The organism is Nonomuraea sp. NPDC059023, assembly GCF_042740095.1.
In the GTDB taxonomy this organism is placed as follows: domain Bacteria; phylum Actinomycetota; class Actinomycetes; order Streptosporangiales; family Streptosporangiaceae; genus Nonomuraea.
This window is the reverse complement of sequence record NZ_JBHYIO010000004.1, coordinates 227,809-245,467: the sequence shown is the minus strand read 5'-3', so window position 1 is coordinate 245,467 and position 17,659 is coordinate 227,809. Positions and strand designations below refer to the sequence as shown.

The following is a 17,659-nucleotide window of genomic DNA, read 5'->3' as shown; positions in this document are numbered from 1 at the left end:
TCAGTCCTCCCTCAGGTGCGGGTTGCTCAGCGCGTCCACGCCGAAGTTGACCAGCGTGAGCGCGATCATCAGCCCGGCGAAGGCCAGGCCGGGCGCCACCAGCCAGGCCCACTGGCCGGTGAGCATCGCGCCGCCGTTGTTGGCCTGGTTGAGCATCGCGCCCCAGCTCACGCTGGCCGGGTCGCCGAGCCCGAGGAAGGAGAGCCCGGCCTCGCCGCCGATCGCGCCGAGGCAGGCGCCCATGAAGCCGACCACGACGAGCGAGGTCATGTTCGGCATGATCTCCTTCATGATGATCCGGGCGGTGGAGTCCCCGGCGAACTTGGCGGCCGTCACGTAGTCGCGGGTGCGCAGGGAGATGATCTGCGCCCGTTTGATCCGCGCGCCGTACGCCCAGCCCGTGACGCTGATGACCGCGACGATCAGCCACAGTCCCTTGACCGGCGAGTACGCCGCGAGGGTGATCATCAGCGGCAGGACCGGCACGACCAGCGCCAGGTTGGTGAAGAAGGAGAGGATCTCGTCGACCAGCCCGCCGAGGTAGCCGGAGGTCAGCCCGACGGCCAGCGCGATCACCGTGGACAACACCCCGGCGGCCAGCCCGACCACCAGGGAGATCCGGGCGCCGTAGATGAGCTGGGAGAGCACGTCCTCGCCGCGCGCGGTCGTGCCGAGCCAGTGCCCGGCGCCGGGCGGCAGCGAGCCGTCGAAGGAGTCGTCACGCGGCCCGTACGGCGCCAGCCACGGCGCGAGCAGCCCGACGACGACGAACCCGGCCAGCATGACCAGCCCGATCCGGCACTTGCGGTTGCGCCACAGGATGACGAGCCAGCCGGGCAGCCGGGTGGCCCGCCGGGCCTCGGTGGCGGCCAGTTCCGCGGTCATGCGGCCACCTCCCTGCGCACGCGCGGGTCCAGCACGCCGTAGAGCATGTCGGCCAGGAAGTTGGCGAGCAGGACGCCGATCGTGATGAACAGGAACAGGGCCTGCATGAGCGGGTAGTCGCGGTTGGTGACCGAGTCGAGCATCATCCGGCCGAGGCCCGGATAGTTGAAGATCGACTCGACCAGCACGGTGCCGCCGAGGATGCCGCCCAGCGCCATGGCGAAGCCGGTCACGTTGGGCAGGATGGCGATGCGGGCGCCGTAGGTGAGCGCGATCCTGCGCTGGGGCAGGCCCTTGGCTCTGGCCAGGCGGGCGTAGTCCTCGCCGAGCGTCTGGACCATGTTGTTGCGCATGCCGATGATCCAGCCGATCGGGCCGACGATGAGCAGCGCCAGCGCGGGCAGCACGCTGTGCTGGAAGGCGTCGGAGAAGAAGATCCAGCTCCAGCCGGGGTTGGAGCCCGGCCCGTAGCCGCCGCGGGCGGGGAACCAGTTGAGCGTGATCGCGAAGACGTAGATGAGCATGAGCGCCAGCCAGAAGAACGGCAGCGTGCCGACGAACGTCGAGCCCAGCGTGATCACCGAGTCGGTACGGGTGTTGCGCCGGTGGGCCGCCCACGCGCCGAGCAGCGTGCCCGCGGCGAACGAGAGCACGTGCGTGACCCCGACCAGGATCACCGTCCACCACAGCGCCTGCCCGATCATGTGCGTGACCGGGTAGGGGAAGTAGGTGTAGGAGACCCCGAACTCGCCCCGCAGCACCGCGCCCAGGTAGTTGACGTACTGCGTGAGCAGGGTGCCGTCGGGGGCGCCCAGCATCGTGCGCACCGCGGCGACCTGGGCGGGGTCGATCGCCTGGCTGCGCCCGCTGAGCCGGGCGACGATGGCCTCGGCCGGGTCGCCCGGCTGCAGCCGGGGGATGAGGAAGTTGAGCGTGACGGCGGCCCAGAGGGTGGCCGCGAAGAACCCGGCCCGCCGAAGGAAGTACCTCATGCCGGCTTCAGGTTCGTGATGATGAGCAGGTTGTCGCCCGGGTTGGCGTAGGGGTTCTTCGCGTCGGGCCAGCCGACGGCCTTGTCGGTCTGGTACTGGAACCACTTGGCCCCGTACCACAGCGGGATGACCGGCACCTGCTCCATCATGATCGTGGCCAGGCCGGCGACGGCCTTCTTCTGGGTGGCCTCGTCGGTGGCGACGCGCAGTTCGTCCAGCAGCCGGTCGGTCTCGGCGTCCTTCCAGCGCACGAAGTTGGAGGCCGCCTTCTTGCCGATGGGCGCGCTCTGGTCGCCGGCCAGCGGCTCGGCGAAGTTCCTGAACATGTTGCACGAGCCGCCGTGCACGCCGAGCAGCGCGTCGTAGCTGCCGATCGCCCGGTCGCTCTCGTAGGTCGGGAAGTCCGGGGTCTCCAGGTCCACGTCGAAGCCGAGCGCCTTGAGGTTCTTGACGATGATCTGGCCGGCGGCCAGCCAGTCGGTCCACTCGCCCGGCACCTTGAACGTGAACGTCAGCGGCTTGCCGTCCTTGCCGAGCCGGGTCCCGTCGGCGTCCTTGGTGTAGCCGGCGGCGGTGAGGGCGGCGTCGGCCTTGGCCGCGTCATAGGGGATCACGCCCTTGCCCGTCAGGCCGGGCGGCAGCCACTTGTCGTGGCCGGGGACGATGAGGCCGCTCTGGCTGGCCTGGGTGACGTAGCCGTTCTGCGACTTGTCGATGATCTGCTTGTGGTCGAAGGCGCCGGTGAGCGCCTTGCGGAAGGCCAGGTCGTCGAAGGGCTTCCTGGTGAGGTTGAGGTAGACGCTGATCGTGCCGCCCGGCGGGTACCAGTAGTGGTTGACCTTGGGGTCGCGGGCCACGTAGGCCTTGTCCACGTCGGGGATGAACATCGCGTTGTGGTCGTACTCGCCGCGGCTCATCTTGAGCTGGTCGATCGGGCCGCCGCCGTCGGCCTTGTGGAAGCGGATCTCCTGGACCTTGATCTTGTCGGCCTGCCAGTAGTTCGGGTTGCGCTGGATGGTCAGCTGCTGGCGGTTGAAGGCCTTCACGGTGAACGGGCCGGTGCCGACGGGGTTGTCGGCGTTGACGAACGTCGTCGGGTCGGGGACCTTCGACCAGATGTGCTCGGGCACGATGAGGACGTTGACGGCGAGGGTGAAGGCGGAGGCGCCGGCGTCCTTGAAGCGCATGGTGACGGTCGCGGCGTCGGTGGCCTCGACCGAGGACAGGTAGCGCCACACGCCCTCGTTGTCGAAGGCCGGATGTTTCTTGATCAGGGCGTAGCTGTAGGCCACGTCCTTGGCGGTCAGGGGGGCGCCGTCGGTCCACTTCACGCCCTGCCGTACCCGCAGGACGAGGGTCTTGGGGTCGGTCCAGGAGTACGCGGCGGCCAGCCAGGGCTTGGGGGTGCAGGAGAAGTGGTCGTACTCGACGAGCTTCTCGAAGAGGTATCCGGTGGCGCCCAGCTGGGTGGCGAGCAGGTAGGGGTTGTAGTTGGCCTGCGGCTCGGTGCCGCCGCCGAAGTCGCCGTAGTCGAGGTGGCCGATCATGCCCTGGGCGGTGTCCTGCGGGGCGGCCATGCCTTCCGTGCCGGTGCATCCGGCCACGGCCAGTGCCGCCACTAACGCGATGAGGATCTGCTTACGTCCTCTCACCTTTGCTTTCACTCCTTCTGCTGGTGGTGCAGCCGCAGCTCTCGCGCAGCACCGGTTCGGTGGCGAGGACCGCGTCCATGACGGCTCCCGGGCCGCCGAGTCCGGAGATGAGCAGCCGCGCGGTGGTCGCGCCCAGTTCCCTGATGGGCTGGCGGACCGTGGTCAGGCGCGGCTGCACGAGCGAGGCCATGGGCACGTCGTCGAAGCCGGTGATCGCCACGTCGGCGGGCACCGACAGGCCGCGGCCGAGCGCGCCGATGAGCAGGCCGAGCGCGGTCTCGTCGTTGGCGCAGACCACCGCGCGCGGGCGGCGGCGGCCTTCGAGCAGCTCTCCCGCGGCGATGACGCCGTCGGACTGCTGCAGCCCGAGCCGCAGCGGCTCGCGCGGGGCGCTCACCTTGGCCGCGCGGTGGGCGGCTTTGAACGCCTCCCAGCGCTCGGTCACGTCGGGCGAGCCGCCGGGGTTGCCGACGAACGCCAGCCGCCGGTACCCGTGGTCGAGCAGCAGGTGCCTGGTCAGCTCGCCGATCGTGGTGTTGTCGGCGCGCACGGCGGGCACGCCGTCCATGGAGCGGCCGGCCAGCGTCACGACCGGGACCCGCTCGGCGGCCCGCCGGAGCGCGTCGTCGCTGATCGTGCCGCCGTGGACGGCCATGCCGTCCACCCGCTCGGCCATGGTGAGCACCTGCTCGTCGGCGCCGGCGCGGTGGTGGGTGGCCAGGATGTGCACCGAGGCTCCCGCCGCCATCGCCTCCGACTCGAAGCCCTGGATGAGCTCGGAGAAGTACGGCCCCGCCAGCCCCGGGAAGACCATCGCCACCGAGCCGTGTTTCTGCTCGGCCAGGGCGCGGCCCATCTGGCTGGGACGGTAACCGTATTCCTCGATGACGCGGAGCACGCGCTCGCGCATCTCGGGACTGACCTGGCCCGTTCCCCGCGAGACGCGGGAGACGGTGGCGACGGAGACCTGGGCGATCTTGGCGATCTCTCGCACTGTCGGGCGTCTGTTGCCCATGGCCCGCCTCCGCCGTAACGTGTTGCTGTAACCGCTTTCAGCGACCATATGTGAGGAACCTCACCACGGCAAGACCCCCACGGAGAGGACCCGTCCGCATGCGCGACATCCGTCTCGGCCGGCGCAGAATCCTGATCGACGGCGTGCCTTCGCTGGTCATGAGCGGGGAGGTGCACTACTTCCGGCTGGCGCCCCGCGACTGGGGCGACCGCCTCGACCGGCTGGCGGAGGCGGGGTGCACGGCGGTGGCGACGTACATGCCGTGGCTGGTGCACGAGCTGCCCGACGGCTCCGCCGACCTGACCGGCAGGACCGCCGGGCACCGGGACCTGACCGGGTTCCTGGACCTGGCGGCCGGGCGCGGGCTGGCGGTGATCGCGCGGCCGGGGCCGTTCGTGATGGCCGAGCTCAAGAACGAGGGCATCCCCTATCGCGTCTACGCGCGGCACCCGCAGGTGCACCCGGTGACCTGGGACGGCGCACCGGCGCCGACCAGGACCATCGACTACCTCGCCCCCGCGTTCCTGGAGGAGGTGGACGCCTGGTACGCGGCCATCATGCCGGTCCTGGCCGAACGGCTCGCGCCGCGCGGCGGGCCGGTGGCGGCGGTGCAGCTCGACAACGAGGTCGGGATGTTGTCGTGGGTGAGCAACTCCCCCGACCTCACCGACGGCGTGCTGGCCGACTTCGCCGCGTGGAGCGGCGGCGCGTTCGGCGGCCTGTCGCCGCGCAGCCCGTCCGGCCCCGGCTCACCGGCCTTCCACCACGCGCTGGGCGCCTACAACCGCGACCGCTACGCCCGCTACCTCGCCTTCCTGCGCGAACGGGCCGAGGCATACGGGGTGCGCGGCGTGCCGTACCTGGTCAACATCCACGGAACCGGCGGCGGGCGCGGCCGGACCTACCCGATCGGCATCAGCCAGCTCTACCGCGCCTACCGGGGCCGGCCGCAGCTCACCTCGGGCTCCGACCACTACCTGGGCGACCTCACCGTGGGCAACGTCGCCGACCTGTACGTCGGCAACGCGTTCATGGCCGCCGTGCACGACGCGGACCAGCCGCTCACCTCGCTGGAGTTCGAGGCGGGCACCGGCGACTACGGCGAGGACCTGGCGCTGATGGTGCCGCCGTCGGCGCTGGAGCTGAAGACCCGGCTGTGCGTGGCGCAGGGGAACCGGCTGATCAACTACTACCTGTTCGCGGGCGGGGTGAACCCGCCGCTCGACGTCCCCGCGGGCGACGGCAACGACCGCGTCGCGTTCACCGGCGAACGCCACGGCTTCGCCGCGCCCGTGGACCCGGAGGGGCGCACCGGCCCGGCGTTCGCGGCGATCCGGTCGGTGCTGTCGGCCGTGCGCGGGGCGGCGGAACTGCTGGCCGACATGGACGAGGAGCACGACGACGTGGCACTGGGCTTCGTGCCCGACCACTACCTGACCGAGTACGCCTACCCGGGCGACGCCGAGCGGCGGGCGATCGTGGCCGACCTGGAGCGCTTTCGCGGGATGGGCTCCAGGGACGTCCTGGCCCGCGCGCTGCTGCTGGCCGGGTTCTCCTTCCCGGCCGTCGACCTTCAGGAGGACTTCGCCCCCGGCCGGGTGCTGGTGCTGGGCAGCGCCACCACGCTCGCGGCGCGGGTCCAGCGGCGGCTGGCCGCGTACGTGCTGGACGGCGGGCGGCTGCTGCTGGCCGGCATGCTGCCCGGCCGCGACACCGACGGCGCGCCCTGCACGATCCTGGCCGAGGCGCTGGGCCTGTCGGCCGGGCCGCCGGTGGAGGGCACCGCCGAGTTCTTCCCCTCGGTCCGCGCGGCAGGCCGCGCGGAAGGCCGCGCCGAGGTCCGGGTCGGCGTGCTGCAGCACCTGAGCGCGCCGGAGGCGGAGGTCCTGGTCCGCGAGGCGGTCTCGGGCGCCCCGGCCGGCGTGCTGGTACGCGCCGGGTCCGGCCAGGCGATCGTCCTGACCTGCGACTACCCGTGCCATCTGGACTTCTGGACCGGCCTGCTCGCCCTGCTCGGCGCCCGGCCCCGTCACACCCACGACGCGCCGGTCCCGGGCATCGTGGTGACCTCCACCGCCGACCCGGGCGGGCAACGCCTGGTGCACCTGCTGAACGTCGGCCCGGTGGACCAGTCACTCGTGCTCAGCAGGGACGGCCGGCCGCTGTTCGGCGGGCGCAGGATCGACCTGCCCGCCCGCTCGGGCCTGATGCTCCCCGAGGGTGTCATGCTCCCCGAGGGCGCCGGCGATCTGGCCTGGTCGACCTGCGAACTGGCCGGTCCCGGCCTGCTGCGCCGGCGCGGCACGGGCGACGCCGCCCAGGTCGGGGACCGCCTGCTCACCTGGCCCGACGACCCCGCCGCCCGCGGACAGACGGTCCGGCCGGATCAGGAGCGCCCGGCTCCCGGCCACTCGACGCCCTCGAACGGGTCGTAGTCGACCTCCAGCTCCTCCTGCGGCGGCCGCTGCCCCTCGGGCACGTGCTGGAGGTTGACCCGGATCCGGTACCACACGCTGCTGCGCCCGCGCATCCCGTCGACCAGCACGTCGGCGGGCTCCAGCAGGGCGGCCACCTCCGGGTGGCGCTCCTTCCAGCGCTCGAACCCGGCCATGGCCTCGTCCTTGTGCTGCGCCCGCGCGATCTCGATGAGCGGCATCGTCTGCTGCCGCCGCCCCTCCCCCTTGGGCGCCTTGGGGGCGGGCCCCAGCGACTCGGCCAGCTCCAGCAGCCCGTCGAGCACGCCGGCGTGCAGATCCATGTCCTCCCACGGGTCGCCGATCTCGGCGTAGCGCTTGGGCACGGTCTCGATGGTGTACGCCTCCGGCCGGCAGCCCGGCACCTCGTCCCAGGTCAGCGGCGTGGACACGCGGGCATCGGCCACCGCGCGCACCGAGTAGGCGGAGGCGACGGTGCGGTCGTAGGCGTTCTGGTTGAAGTCGACGAAGACGCCCTCGCGCTCCTCCTTCCACCAGCGGGCGGTGGCCAGGTCCGGCGCGCGCCGCTCGACCTCGCGGGCGACGGCCTCGGCCGCCTTGCGCACCTGCGCGTACGGCCAGCGCGGCTCGATCCTGGCGTAGACATGGAAACCCCGCGACCCGGACGTCTTGGGCCAGGCGGTCAGCCCGTGCTCCTCCAGCACCTCCCGCGCCACCTGCGCGGTGGACAGCACGTCGCGGAAGGGCACGCCGGGGATGGGGTCGAGGTCGATGCGCAGCTCGTCGGGGTGGGCCAGGTCCCCGGAACGCACCGGATGCGGGTTGAGGTCGACGCAGCCCAGGTTGAGCACCCAGACGAGCTGGGCCAGGTCGCTGACCACGACCTCGGCCGCGCTCAGCCCGGAGCGGTACTTGAGCTCGGCCACCTCGATCCAGTCCGGCCGCTTGGCGGGAGCCCGCTTCTGGAAGAAGGCCTCCTCCCGGATCCCGTGCACGAACCGTTTGAGAATCATCGGCCGGCCGGAGACGCCGCGCAGCGCCCCGCCGGCCACGGCCCGGTAGTAGGAGATCAGGTCGAGCTTGGTGTATCCGGCCTCGGGGAAGACCACCTTGTCGGGGTTGGTGATGCGAACCTCTCGCCCAGCCACGTCCATGGTCTCAACATACGTGCTCACTCCGACAAAGCCCGGGACCCCCGCAGCAGCGCCCGCATCCGGGTGATCTCCGCGCCCTGCCCCTGGTCGATGTCGGCGGCCAGCACCCGGATCGCCGGGTCCGCACCCTCTTTGACCACCCGTCCGGCCAGGTCGAGCGCGCCCTCGTGGTGGGCGATCATCCCGGCGAGGAAGGCCCGGTCGAAGTCCGCGCCGCGCAGCGCCGCCATGGCGGGCCCGCCGGAGTGCGCGGCGTGCTCCGGTGTACGGCCCAGCCGCCCCAGCCACGTCGTCAGCCAGGTGATCTCGGCCTCCTGCGCGACCCTGACCCGCTCGGCCGCCGCCAGGACGGGCCGCGAGGCGGTCCGCCCGCGGGCCAGCGCGGCCATCTCCAGCCCCGCCCGATGATGGACGATCATGGCCTCGGCGAAGCGCACGTCGGCCGCGTTCGGCTGCTCGACCGGCGCGACGGTCTGGCCGGGGGTGGCGGTGGCCGCGGGCTCGCCGGGGCCACCGGGCAGGATCACGGGCGGCCCGCCGGTGGGGACGACTCCCCGCGGGGGCGGCTGGGCCGTACACGCGCAGGCGAGCACTGTCACGGCGGCGAGCACCGCGTTACGGTTCATCTGGGCAAAATCTACGACGAACGGGGTGACCGTGCGACGGGGTGTTCTCATCGGGCCGCTCGCCGTGCTGTTGTCCGGATGCTTGTCCGGGTGCGCGGGCGAGCCGCCGCTCCGCGCCGCGCCGCTGCCCGTGGTGTCCGACACCCCGGCCCCCACGGGCGCCCCGATCGACCCGGAGATCCTGAAGAAGCACGACGCGACGATCAGGCACAGCGACAACCTCCGGCCCGTCGCCGGGGTGAACAACCCGGCCCCGTTCGACACCGCCGCCGCGATCGGCACCGACCTCGCCTTCACCGGCGGCTACGCCATCGCCGGCAACTACGAGGGCTTCACCGTCTACGACGTCTCCGCGCCCGAGCGGCCCGCGATCATCAGCCAGGTCTACTGCCCGGGTCCGCAGAACGACGTGACGGTCAGCGGCAACCTGCTCTTCCTGTCGGTCGACCTGCCCATGGGCAGCGCGAGCTGCGACCCCGGCGCGGCCGGGCGTACCTGGGAGGGCCTGCGGATCTTCGACATCACCGACAAGGCGGCCCCGAAGTACGTCGGCGCGGTCGCGACGCCGTGCGGGTCCCACACCGCGACGCTCGTCTCGGCCGACGCGCGGAACGTCATCCTCTACTCCTCCTCCGCGCCCAGCCGCCTCGGCGGCGGCGCCAGCGCGGCCTGCGAGCGGAACAAGGGCCGGATCACCGTGGTGAAGGTGCCGGTGGGCGACCCGGCCAGGGCGGCGGTGGCGGCCACGCCCGTCGTGCTCGACGACGGCGGCACCGCGCTGCCCGAGCCGTTCGGCTACGGCGGCTGCCACGACGTCACCGTCTTCGCCGCCAAGAAGCTGGCCGCCGCCTCCTGCATCGGCGACGGCCTGCTGCTGGACGTCACCGACCCCTACAACCCGAGGGTGCTCGACCGTGTACAGGATCCGGCGCACTTCGGCTACTGGCACTCGGCGGTCTTCACCCGCGACGGCGACCGGGTGGTCTTCTCCGACGAGTTCGGCGCCGGCCGGTCGGTGGTCTGCGACCCGAAGGCAGGCCCTCAGCTCGGCGGCAACGGCGTCTACGCCATCAAGGACGGCAGGCTCGAACTGCTCGGCTACTTCAAGATCCCCCGCCCGCAGCTCGCGCCGAAGACGTGCAGCGCGCACAACGGCTCGCTGGTCCCGGCCCTGGGCCGGGACATGATGGTGCAGGGCTGGTACGACGGCGGCGTGTCGGTGATCGACTTCACCGACCCGGCGCGGGCCAGGGAGATCGCCTACTTCCAGCGGGAGAAGTCGCCCTTCGACCACGGCGGCTCGTGGGCCGCCTACTTCTACGCCGGCCACATCTACTCCAGCGACATGATCGCCGGCCTGGACGTGCTGAAGCTGACCGGCGTGCCGTTCGAGCCGGCCGGACCCGGCGAGTTCAACCCGCAGACGCAGCGCTAGGAGAAGCGGCCGTGCCGGCCCTCCCCCGAGGCGAACCTGGCGGCCCCCGCCAGCCCGTCCTCCAGCGAGATCATGCCGTGGCGCAGCTCGTTGACCATGGCCTCGCGCTCGGGCAGGCCGTCCTGCTCCAGGGCCGAGAGCCGGTCGCCGCGCAGGCACGTCTGCGGGAAGGCGGCCAGGGCGGCGGCCAGTTCCTCCGCCGCCCGCCGCGCGGTGCCGGTGGGCACGACGCGGTTGGCCAGGCCCATGTCCAGGGCCTCGCCGGCCTCGACGGGGCGGCCGGTGAGGATGAGGTCCATGGCCCGCGACAGGCCGATCAGGCGCGGCAGCCGTACCGTGCCGCCGTCGATGAGCGGCACGCCCCAGCGGCGGCAGAACACCCCGAAGACCGCGTCGCGCTCGGCGACCCGCAGGTCGCACCAGAGGGCCAGCTCCAGCCCGCCCGCGACGGCGTGGCCCGCCACCGCGGCGATCACCGGCTTGGACAGGCGCATCCTGGTCGGCCCCATCGGGCCGTCGCCCTCCTCGCCGACGTGGTTGTCGAGCCGCTTGAGGTCGGCGCCGGCGCAGAACGTGCCGCCCTCGCCCCACAGCACGGCGACGGCCGCGTCGGACTCCTCGAACTCGGTGAACGCCGACACCAGCGCGTCGGCCATCTTCCTGTCGACGGCGTTGCGCGCCTCCGGCCGCGACAGCACGACCGTGGTCACCGGGCCCGCACGCTCCACTCGGACGCTCATGGCTCTCGCCTCCGTGATCCGTAGTCGCCGAACGGGTCGTCGCGCTCGCACAGCAGCTTGAGCATCTCCAGCTGGTCGCCGGGAAGCAAGGCCATCCGGGACGCCGGCGCCGTGGCGTGCCCATGGAGCCGCTCGTCCGGCACCACCTCGGCGGCCCGCGAGCGGTCTCCGTACGGATCACGCGATGGCCCCCGCCAGCAACGCGTCGAGGTGGTCGGCGTGGGGGGTGTCCAGGCCGCGCAGCGGGCCGCGCTCGGCCAGGTGCGCCTCGGCGTAGAGGCGGGCCACCAGCGCCTTGCGCTCGTCGTCGATGCCCCACGTGGCCTGCTCCTCCAGCAGCGCGGCGGCGTAGACGTCGGCCATGAACTGGGCCAGCGGGTAGAGCCTGGCCTCATCGGGGGCCCCGAGCCAGGCCTCGACGGCCTTGGCGAGGTCCTCGACGCGCTCCTGGGTGAGGGGCGAGGTGGCGGCGCCGCGCAGCCGGTCGAGGAAGGGCAGGTGGGCCTGCTCCTTGAGCATCGCCCGCCGTACGTCCAGGCAGAGGATGTTGTCGCCGCCCTCCCAGATCGGGTTGACCTGGGCGTCGCGCAGCAGGCGGGCGACGGGCCACTGCTCGATGTAGCCGTTGCCGCCGTGCACCTCGATGGCGTCGCTGGCGGCGGTGACGCCGAGCCTGGCGGTGCGCAGCTTGATCACGGCGGGGCCGAGCCGCAGCCGGTTGATCAGGCCGTCGAAGACCATGGCCTGTGCCGCCTCGACCTCGACGATCAGCTCGGCGAGCTTGCGGCGCATGAGCGGCTGGGCGATGAGCGGCTTGCCGAACGCCTCGCGGGCGCGGGCGTAGCAGACGGCCTCGACCAGCGCGCGGCGGGCCACGCCGACGCCCATCATGGCCACGCCGAGCCGGGAGGCGTTGGTGAGCTTCATCATCGTGCCGAGGCCGGATCCGGAGCCCGAGCCGGACAGCAGGAACGCCTCGGCGCCGGTGAACTCGACCTCGGCCGAGGCGACCGAGCGGGTGCCGAGCTTGTCCTTGAGGCGGCGGATGCGCACGCCGTTGCGCGCGCCGTCGCGCCGCTCCCACAGCACGAGGAACGGCTTGACCTCCTCTGACGGCAGCCGGGCCAGCACGACGAAGGCGGAGCCGTTGGCGTTGGAGGCGAACCACTTGAAGCCGTCCAGCCGCCACGCCTCGCCGTCGGGGACGGCGGTGGTCTCCAGCGCGGCCAGGTCGGAGCCGCCGGTGCGCTCGGTGAACATCTGCGCGGCCTCGCCGGAGTAGAAGCCGTTGGCGAAGATCTCGCGCACCCGGTCGCGTACGTCGGCGGGCGCGTGCTTCTCGGCGAGTTGCACCACCATGTCGCCGCCGGTGCCGAGCGCGCAGCCCATCCCGATGTCGGCCTGGTTGAGCAGGTAGGTCCAGGCGGCCCCGAGCGCGGCCGGGTTGGCGCCGTGGTCGAGCGCCTCCTTCACGAAGGCGGGCGCGAGGAAGTTGTCGGCCATCATCGCGGCGCGGGCGGTGTGGAAGGAGGGCGGCATGACGACCTGGCTGACGTCGCGGCCCCACTTGTCGTACTTCTCCAGCCGCGGCGGGTTGCGGTCGGTCTCCTCCGCGCACTCGGCAACGACGCCGCCGGTGACAACGCCCAGCCTGCGCAGGTACGGCTCCGCCCACGCGTAACCGTCGCCGAGGTGGTGGCGCATGAGCAACTGCAGCGTGGGGTCGATGGCCCACCAGTCGCGCCCGGCGGCGCCCTGGTAGCGCTCGGTCGCGTAGCGGTCACTGTTGTCGAACGGTTCGATGAGATAGCGGCCCATGCTCGGAGTGTTACATATACTCAACACGCGATGGAAGAGCGTAATAGTCTCAGTGCCCGGTCCGCCGTCCTCAGCGCCCTGCTCGGCAGCCACCCGCCCCGGCTGGCCGCCCGCCACCTCGTGCGCATCGGCGAGCTGTTCGGCATCGCCGAGGGAACCGTCCGGGTGGCCCTGTCCCGGATGGTCGCCGCCGGCGACCTGGTCCAGCAGAACGGCCGTTACACCCTGTCGGAACGCCTGCTCGAACGGCAGGGCAGGCAGGACGAGAGCCGCGACCCGCACACCAGGCCGTGGGACGGCGCCTGGGAGATCGCGCTGGTGACCGCCGAGCGGCGCGCCCCCGCCGACCGGGCCGCCTTCCGCCACGCGATGGGCGCGCTACGCCTGGCCGAACTGCGCGAGGGCACCTGGATGCGCCCGGCCAACCTCATCAGGGACTGGCCGGAGAGCGTCACCGCGCAGTGCACGCTCGTCGACGGCCGCCCCCGCCGGGATCCCACTCCCCTCCTGTGGGATCTCGACGGGTGGGCGGCCGAGGCGCGCGCGCTGGAGCGGGAGCTGCAGCGGGCCGACGGGCTGGCCGAGGGCTTCATCGTCTCCGCCGCGGTCCTGCGCCACCTGCTGAAGGACCCGCTGTTGCCACCGGCGCTGCTGCCCGCCGGCTGGCCGGGCGCCGAACTGCGCGAACGCTACGACGCCTTCGACCGGTCCTACCGCGAGGTGCTGATGAAGCACCTCAGAGACTGACCCCGAAGACCACGCGCCGGTTCTTGAACTCCGTGACGCTCCAGAGCCTGCCGCCCTGCACGGTCAGGTCCTCGGGACCGATCGGGAAGGGCCGGGCGCTCAGCTTGGCGCCGTTGGTGACCAGGAGCCTGCCGTTCCTGTCGGCGTCGAAGGCCTGGCTGAGGTACCACGTGCCGCCCTGGGAGACCGCGCCCTGGATCTTGGCGGCGCCCATCTGGAAGCAGTCGCGGGCCGGGCCGGGCCGGTTGCCGGCCAGCTCGTAGCGGACCACCCGGCCGGTGGGCCCGTCCGGGTCGTACTCGCCGGTGATCAGCAGGTCGGGACCGGCGCTGCGGTCGATCGCCACGAACGAGAAGATCGCGCCGCTCGGCGAGGCCAGCCGCCAGAAGTCGCTCTGCGGGACGACGTAGCGGTAGCCGAAGGCGTGGAACCTGCCCCCGTGGCGGCCCACGCGCTTGTCGTCGCCGAGGTCCTTCTGCGCGGTGCGCAGGTCCAGCATGGTGTTGAGGTCGAAGACGCGCAGGCCCCGCTTGGTGTCGGCCACGTAGAGCAGGTCGCCGTACCAGGCGATGCCGCCCGCGTGGATGTCGATCGGCCCGTACGAGCCGTCCGGCTTCGCCTCGACCAGCAGCACGTGCTGGTACTTCAGCGTGGACGGGCTGAGGAACGTCACCCGGACGCCGCGCTCGGGCACCGGCGCCTTCGGCTTGAAGTACCAGCTGACCGCGAACACCGGCACACCCGCCTCGCCGGAGTCCTCGCCGCCGGTCAGCCCCTGCGGGTACCAGTCGACGGTCGCCTGGTCCTTGGCGTCGAAGGCGTACCACTCGTGCGGCTTCGGGCTCATCGCGCCCAGCGCCGCCGCGGCGCCCTTGCGCACGGCCGTCCTGTTGGCCTGTGCGAGCAGCGCCTCGACGCCGGTGCTGCCGATCTCGCCGGCCAGCTTCGCCGCGCCCTCGGCGAGCTCGCCGGGCGCCTGCCGCAGCGCGAAGGGCGCCGCGTCTGCCGGGACCATTCCCGTGGTAGCCATGTACCCCTCGCTTATCCGTCTCCTTTGTCTCCGTTTGACGAATGGGGCGGGCCAGAAGTTGCGTTCAGCGCCACAAGTGCACCGGCAGCCCGGACAGCGCCAGCTCGCGGTAGCGCCGCACCAGCCGCTCCACGTCGCCGTCGTAGCGTTCCAGCGCCTCGCGCTGCCACGCCGATCCGGTACGGCGCAGCCGTACACGCTGCTCGATCACCCCGAGCGCCCGGTCGGCCTCATCGGCCGCGACCCCCGCCCCCAGCAGGGCGGCCCTGGCCTCGGGCAGCAGGGCGAGCACCAGGTCGGCGGCGGGCAGCTCGCCCTCGCGGCCCGGCCAGGACAGCCGCGCGTCCAGGCCCTTCTGGGCGGCCCGGTAGAAGTTCTGGTACGCCTCGGCGAAGCGGTAGCCGGTCAGGTCGTGCTCGGCGCAGGCCAGCGTGAGCCCGACCAGGAACGCGGTGTTGGCGGTCATGTCCGCGCAGCTCGGCCCGGCGGGCAGGGCGCGCATCTCGACCCGCAGGTGGCCGCCGTCGCCGGGGTCGTAGACGGGCCGGTTCCACTGCCAGACGGTGCCCTGGTGAAGCCGGAGCTCGGCCAGCTCCCCATCGGATGACATATCCGGCATGACGGGGTCGTAGTCGCGGACGTAGCGCTCGAACAGCTCATACGCCCCCTCGTGCACCCAGTCGGAGCCGAACGTGACCCGCCCGTCCCTTCTGAAGCGCCGCTCCACGTCCCGGTCGTCGGCCGCCTCCTCCATGAGCGCGATGCGCGTCTCCTCCCAGAGCGTGCGGCCCAGGAACAGCGGCGAGTTCCCGCAGGCGGCCAGCACCGGCCCGGTGGCCAGCTGCGCGGCGTTGAACAACCGGGCGAAGCGCTCGGGCGGCGTGCGCAGGTGCACCTGCCAGGAGGTGTTGGCCGCCTCCAGGACGACGTCCTCCACCTGCAGCTCCAGGTCGTCGATGACCACCAGGAACGGCTCCACGCGCAGCCTCCTGATGCCCCTGCTCAGCGCCCGGTAGCGGTTCTCGTCGCTGATCGCCTGCCGGGTGAAGTCGCCGGTGCCGAGCGTGGGCAGGATGCCGATCGGCAGGGCCCCGCCGCCCTCGACCGCGCCGTCCGCCTTCAGCAGCGTCTCCTGGATCTCCGCCCCCATGGCCGAGAACGGCCGGCCGGCCAGCGGCACCGGTGTCAGGTTGATCTCCAGGTTGTACCGGCCCAGCTCCAGCACCACGCGGGGGTCGTCGAGGGCGGCGCGTACCTCCTGGTTGCGCGGCAGCGGCAGGCCCTTCTCGTCGATGAGGAAGAGCTCAAGCTCGGCGCCGAGCGTCGTCGGGCCCTGGCCGAAGCCGGGCCTATCGAGCAGCGCGCGCAACGTGCCGAGCTGCTCCTCCAGCCGCTCTCCGAACCGGGCGAACTCCGCCTCGGAGAACCGCTCCTTGTCCAAGTCTCGTCCCATCCCTCCCTTCTGTCCTGGGGGCGGGCGTCCACACCTACCAGGGCACCGGACCGGCGTCCTCGAAGTAGCCGCCGCTCGGCCCGTCTTCAGCCAGCGTCGCCAGGTGGAGCGCGATGGCGGCGCCCTGCCCGGCGGTGCGGGAGCCGGTGTGACCGTTGAGGTCGGTGGCGCAGTAGCCGGGGTTGGCGGCGTTGACCTTGATCGGGGTGTCCATGAGCTCCTTGGCGTAGGAGATCGTCACCATGTTGAGCGCGGACTTGGAGGAGTTGTAGGCCAGGTAGTTGTGCGGGTAGAGCGGGTCGTCCGGGTCGATCGCCCTGGACAGCGAGCCGAGCTCGCTCGACATGTTCACGATCCGGCCGGCGGGCGCGCGGCGCAGCAGCGGCAGCATGGCGTTGGTGACCGTGACCACGCCGAGCACGTTCGTCTCGTACACCTGCCTGAGCACCGCGGCCTCGGTGGCGCTCGGGCGCGGGTCCTCCTGCGCCACGACGATGCCGGCGTTGTTGACCAGGATGTCCAGCGTGCCGTACTCCTCCTCCAGCCACTTCGCCGCCGCCCGCACGCTCGCCGCGTCGGTGACGTCGAGCCGCACGTACGGCTGGCCGATCCGCCCGGCGGCGGCCCGCCCGCGCTCCTCGTCGCGCGCCCCGACGACGGCGGTGACGCCGCGCTCGCCGAGCAGCCGGGCGATCTCGAAGCCGATTCCCTTGTTCGCGCCTGTGATGAGAGCTGTCGTCATGCCGTCGAGATTCGCCCCGGCCGAGCGCGCGCGGGAGAGACCTCCCGAGACTGGGATCGGCGGTACCACCCTCACGCGCCGCCGATGACGGAGGATGAAGGACATGAACCGCGAAGAACTGGCCGCCTTCCTGCGCAGCAGACGTGCCCGCCTCGCCCCGCGCGAGGCGGGCCTGCCCGAGGGCGGGCGCCGCCGCACCCCCGGCCTGCGCCGCCAGGAGGTCGCCCAGCTCGCCGGCATGTCGATCGACTACTACATCCGGCTGGAGCAGGCCCGCGGCCCGCACCCCTCGCGCCAGGTGCTCAACGCGCTGGCCAGGGCGCTCATGCTCACCGCCGACGAGCGGGCCCACCTGTTCCACCTGGCCGGAGCGCGGCTGGAGACGCCCCGGCGGCGCGGCGACGTGCCCGCCGGCACGCTGCACCTCATCGCGTTCCTGGAGGAGGTCCCCGCCTACGTCCTCGACGCCAAGTACGACATCCTCGCCTGGAACCCGATGGCCAACCTGCTCATGGGCGACCTCGACTCCCGGCCGCGCGACGACCTCAACGTCATCCGCTGGGTCTTCCGCGCCCCCGACCTGGCCGAGCACCTCACCTACGAGGAGAAGGGCCGCTTCGCCCGCGCCTCCGTGGCCGACCTGCGCTGGGCCGCGGGACGCTATCCCGACGACCCCGAGATCCAGGCGCTGGTGGCGGAGATGCTGGCCTGCAGCCCGGAGTTCGCCGCCCTGTGGGACCAGCACGAGGTGGCGGTGCGCAGGGAGCAGCGCAAGCTCATCCACCACAGCGTCGTCGGCACCATCGACACGCTCTGCCAGGTCGTGCCCGTGCCCGACCGCGACGACCTGCGCCTGGTCCTCTACACCACCGAACCCGGCTCCCCCTCTCACCAGGCCTTGCGCAGGTTGCGGCAGGTGACCCTAAGCTCATGAG

The 17,659-nt window shown here is 72.3% G+C and carries 15 protein-coding genes; 4 read left to right on the top strand and 11 right to left on the bottom strand.

The annotated features are described in order from the left end of the window. From ACFWYW_RS09310 to ACFWYW_RS09295, 4 genes are read right to left on the bottom strand one after another with little or no spacing between them, the layout of a single operon-like run. Entirely contained in the window at nt 1-885 is an 885-nt protein-coding gene (locus ACFWYW_RS09310; protein ID WP_379621634.1) for an ABC transporter permease, read from the bottom strand. Further along, nucleotides 882-1,877, bottom strand: coding sequence for an ABC transporter permease (locus ACFWYW_RS09305; protein WP_379621636.1), 996 nt, complete (start codon nt 1,875-1,877; stop codon nt 882-884). The genes ACFWYW_RS09310 and ACFWYW_RS09305 overlap by 4 nt, the downstream gene beginning before the upstream one ends. Continuing rightward, nucleotides 1,874-3,529: an ABC transporter substrate-binding protein gene (locus ACFWYW_RS09300; protein WP_379621638.1), complete on the bottom strand. Its 1,656-nt coding sequence runs from the start codon at nt 3,527-3,529 to the stop codon at nt 1,874-1,876. Before ACFWYW_RS09300 ends, ACFWYW_RS09305 begins: the two co-directional genes overlap by 4 nt. Continuing rightward, nucleotides 3,516-4,544: a LacI family DNA-binding transcriptional regulator gene (locus tag ACFWYW_RS09295; protein ID WP_379633240.1), complete on the bottom strand. Its 1,029-nt coding sequence runs from the start codon at nt 4,542-4,544 to the stop codon at nt 3,516-3,518. Before ACFWYW_RS09295 ends, ACFWYW_RS09300 begins: the two co-directional genes overlap by 14 nt. 98 nt (nt 4,545-4,642) lie before the next feature. Here ACFWYW_RS09295 and ACFWYW_RS09290 point away from each other — a divergent pair, with 98 nt between their 5' ends. Next, complete coding sequence (locus ACFWYW_RS09290) at nt 4,643-6,979, top strand: beta-galactosidase (protein ID WP_379640947.1); 2,337 nt, start codon at nt 4,643-4,645, stop codon at nt 6,977-6,979. Here ACFWYW_RS09290 and ligD read toward each other — a convergent pair. Together ligD and ACFWYW_RS09280 are read right to left on the bottom strand one after the other, a co-directional pair. After that, nucleotides 6,931-8,133, bottom strand: coding sequence for a non-homologous end-joining DNA ligase (gene ligD, locus ACFWYW_RS09285; protein ID WP_379621652.1), 1,203 nt, complete (start codon nt 8,131-8,133; stop codon nt 6,931-6,933). The genes ACFWYW_RS09290 and ligD overlap by 49 nt on opposite strands. Before the next feature lie 17 nt (nt 8,134-8,150). Next, entirely contained in the window at nt 8,151-8,759 is a 609-nt protein-coding gene (locus ACFWYW_RS09280) for a DUF305 domain-containing protein (protein ID WP_379621654.1), read from the bottom strand. A 25-nt stretch (nt 8,760-8,784) separates the two neighbouring features. Here ACFWYW_RS09280 and ACFWYW_RS09275 point away from each other — a divergent pair, with 25 nt between their 5' ends. After that, entirely contained in the window at nt 8,785-10,194 is a 1,410-nt protein-coding gene (locus tag ACFWYW_RS09275; RefSeq protein ID WP_379640946.1) for an LVIVD repeat-containing protein, read from the top strand. Here ACFWYW_RS09275 and ACFWYW_RS09270 read toward each other — a convergent pair. Both ACFWYW_RS09270 and ACFWYW_RS09265 read right to left on the bottom strand, forming a co-directional pair. Further along, a complete protein-coding gene (locus ACFWYW_RS09270; RefSeq protein ID WP_379627408.1) occupies nt 10,191-10,934 on the bottom strand; it encodes a crotonase/enoyl-CoA hydratase family protein in 744 nt (247 codons plus the stop codon). The two genes, ACFWYW_RS09275 and ACFWYW_RS09270, sit on opposite strands and share 4 nt — an antisense overlap. A 177-nt stretch (nt 10,935-11,111) precedes the next feature. Continuing rightward, nucleotides 11,112-12,752 (bottom strand): acyl-CoA dehydrogenase family protein, encoded by a 1,641-nt coding sequence (locus ACFWYW_RS09265; protein WP_379627410.1) that lies wholly within the window; start codon nt 12,750-12,752, stop codon nt 11,112-11,114. A gap of 30 nt (nt 12,753-12,782) precedes the next feature. Here ACFWYW_RS09265 and ACFWYW_RS09260 point away from each other — a divergent pair, with 30 nt between their 5' ends. Beyond that, the gene (locus ACFWYW_RS09260) at nt 12,783-13,499 is read left to right on the top strand and encodes a PaaX family transcriptional regulator C-terminal domain-containing protein (protein WP_379627412.1); all 717 of its coding nucleotides are present in this window, start codon (nt 12,783-12,785) and stop codon (nt 13,497-13,499) included. Here ACFWYW_RS09260 and ACFWYW_RS09255 read toward each other — a convergent pair. The 3 genes from ACFWYW_RS09255 to ACFWYW_RS09245 all read right to left on the bottom strand — a co-directional run bounded on the left by ACFWYW_RS09255 (nt 13,489) and on the right by ACFWYW_RS09245 (nt 16,724). Beyond that, on the bottom strand, nt 13,489-14,529 hold the full coding sequence (locus ACFWYW_RS09255) for a hypothetical protein (protein ID WP_379627414.1): 1,041 nt from the start codon (nt 14,527-14,529) through the stop codon (nt 13,489-13,491). The genes ACFWYW_RS09260 and ACFWYW_RS09255 overlap by 11 nt on opposite strands. 64 nt (nt 14,530-14,593) lie before the next feature. Further along, entirely contained in the window at nt 14,594-15,982 is a 1,389-nt protein-coding gene (locus ACFWYW_RS09250) for a glutamate--cysteine ligase (RefSeq protein ID WP_379627416.1), read from the bottom strand. 34 nt (nt 15,983-16,016) lie between these two features. Beyond that, entirely contained in the window at nt 16,017-16,724 is a 708-nt protein-coding gene (locus ACFWYW_RS09245) for an SDR family oxidoreductase (protein ID WP_379627418.1), read from the bottom strand. 103 nt (nt 16,725-16,827) lie between these two features. On the opposite strand from ACFWYW_RS09245, the gene ACFWYW_RS09240 reads away from it, so the two are divergent. After that, nucleotides 16,828-17,658, top strand: coding sequence for a helix-turn-helix transcriptional regulator (locus ACFWYW_RS09240; RefSeq protein ID WP_379627420.1), 831 nt, complete (start codon nt 16,828-16,830; stop codon nt 17,656-17,658). The last annotated feature ends 1 nt before the right edge of the window (nt 17,659 follow it).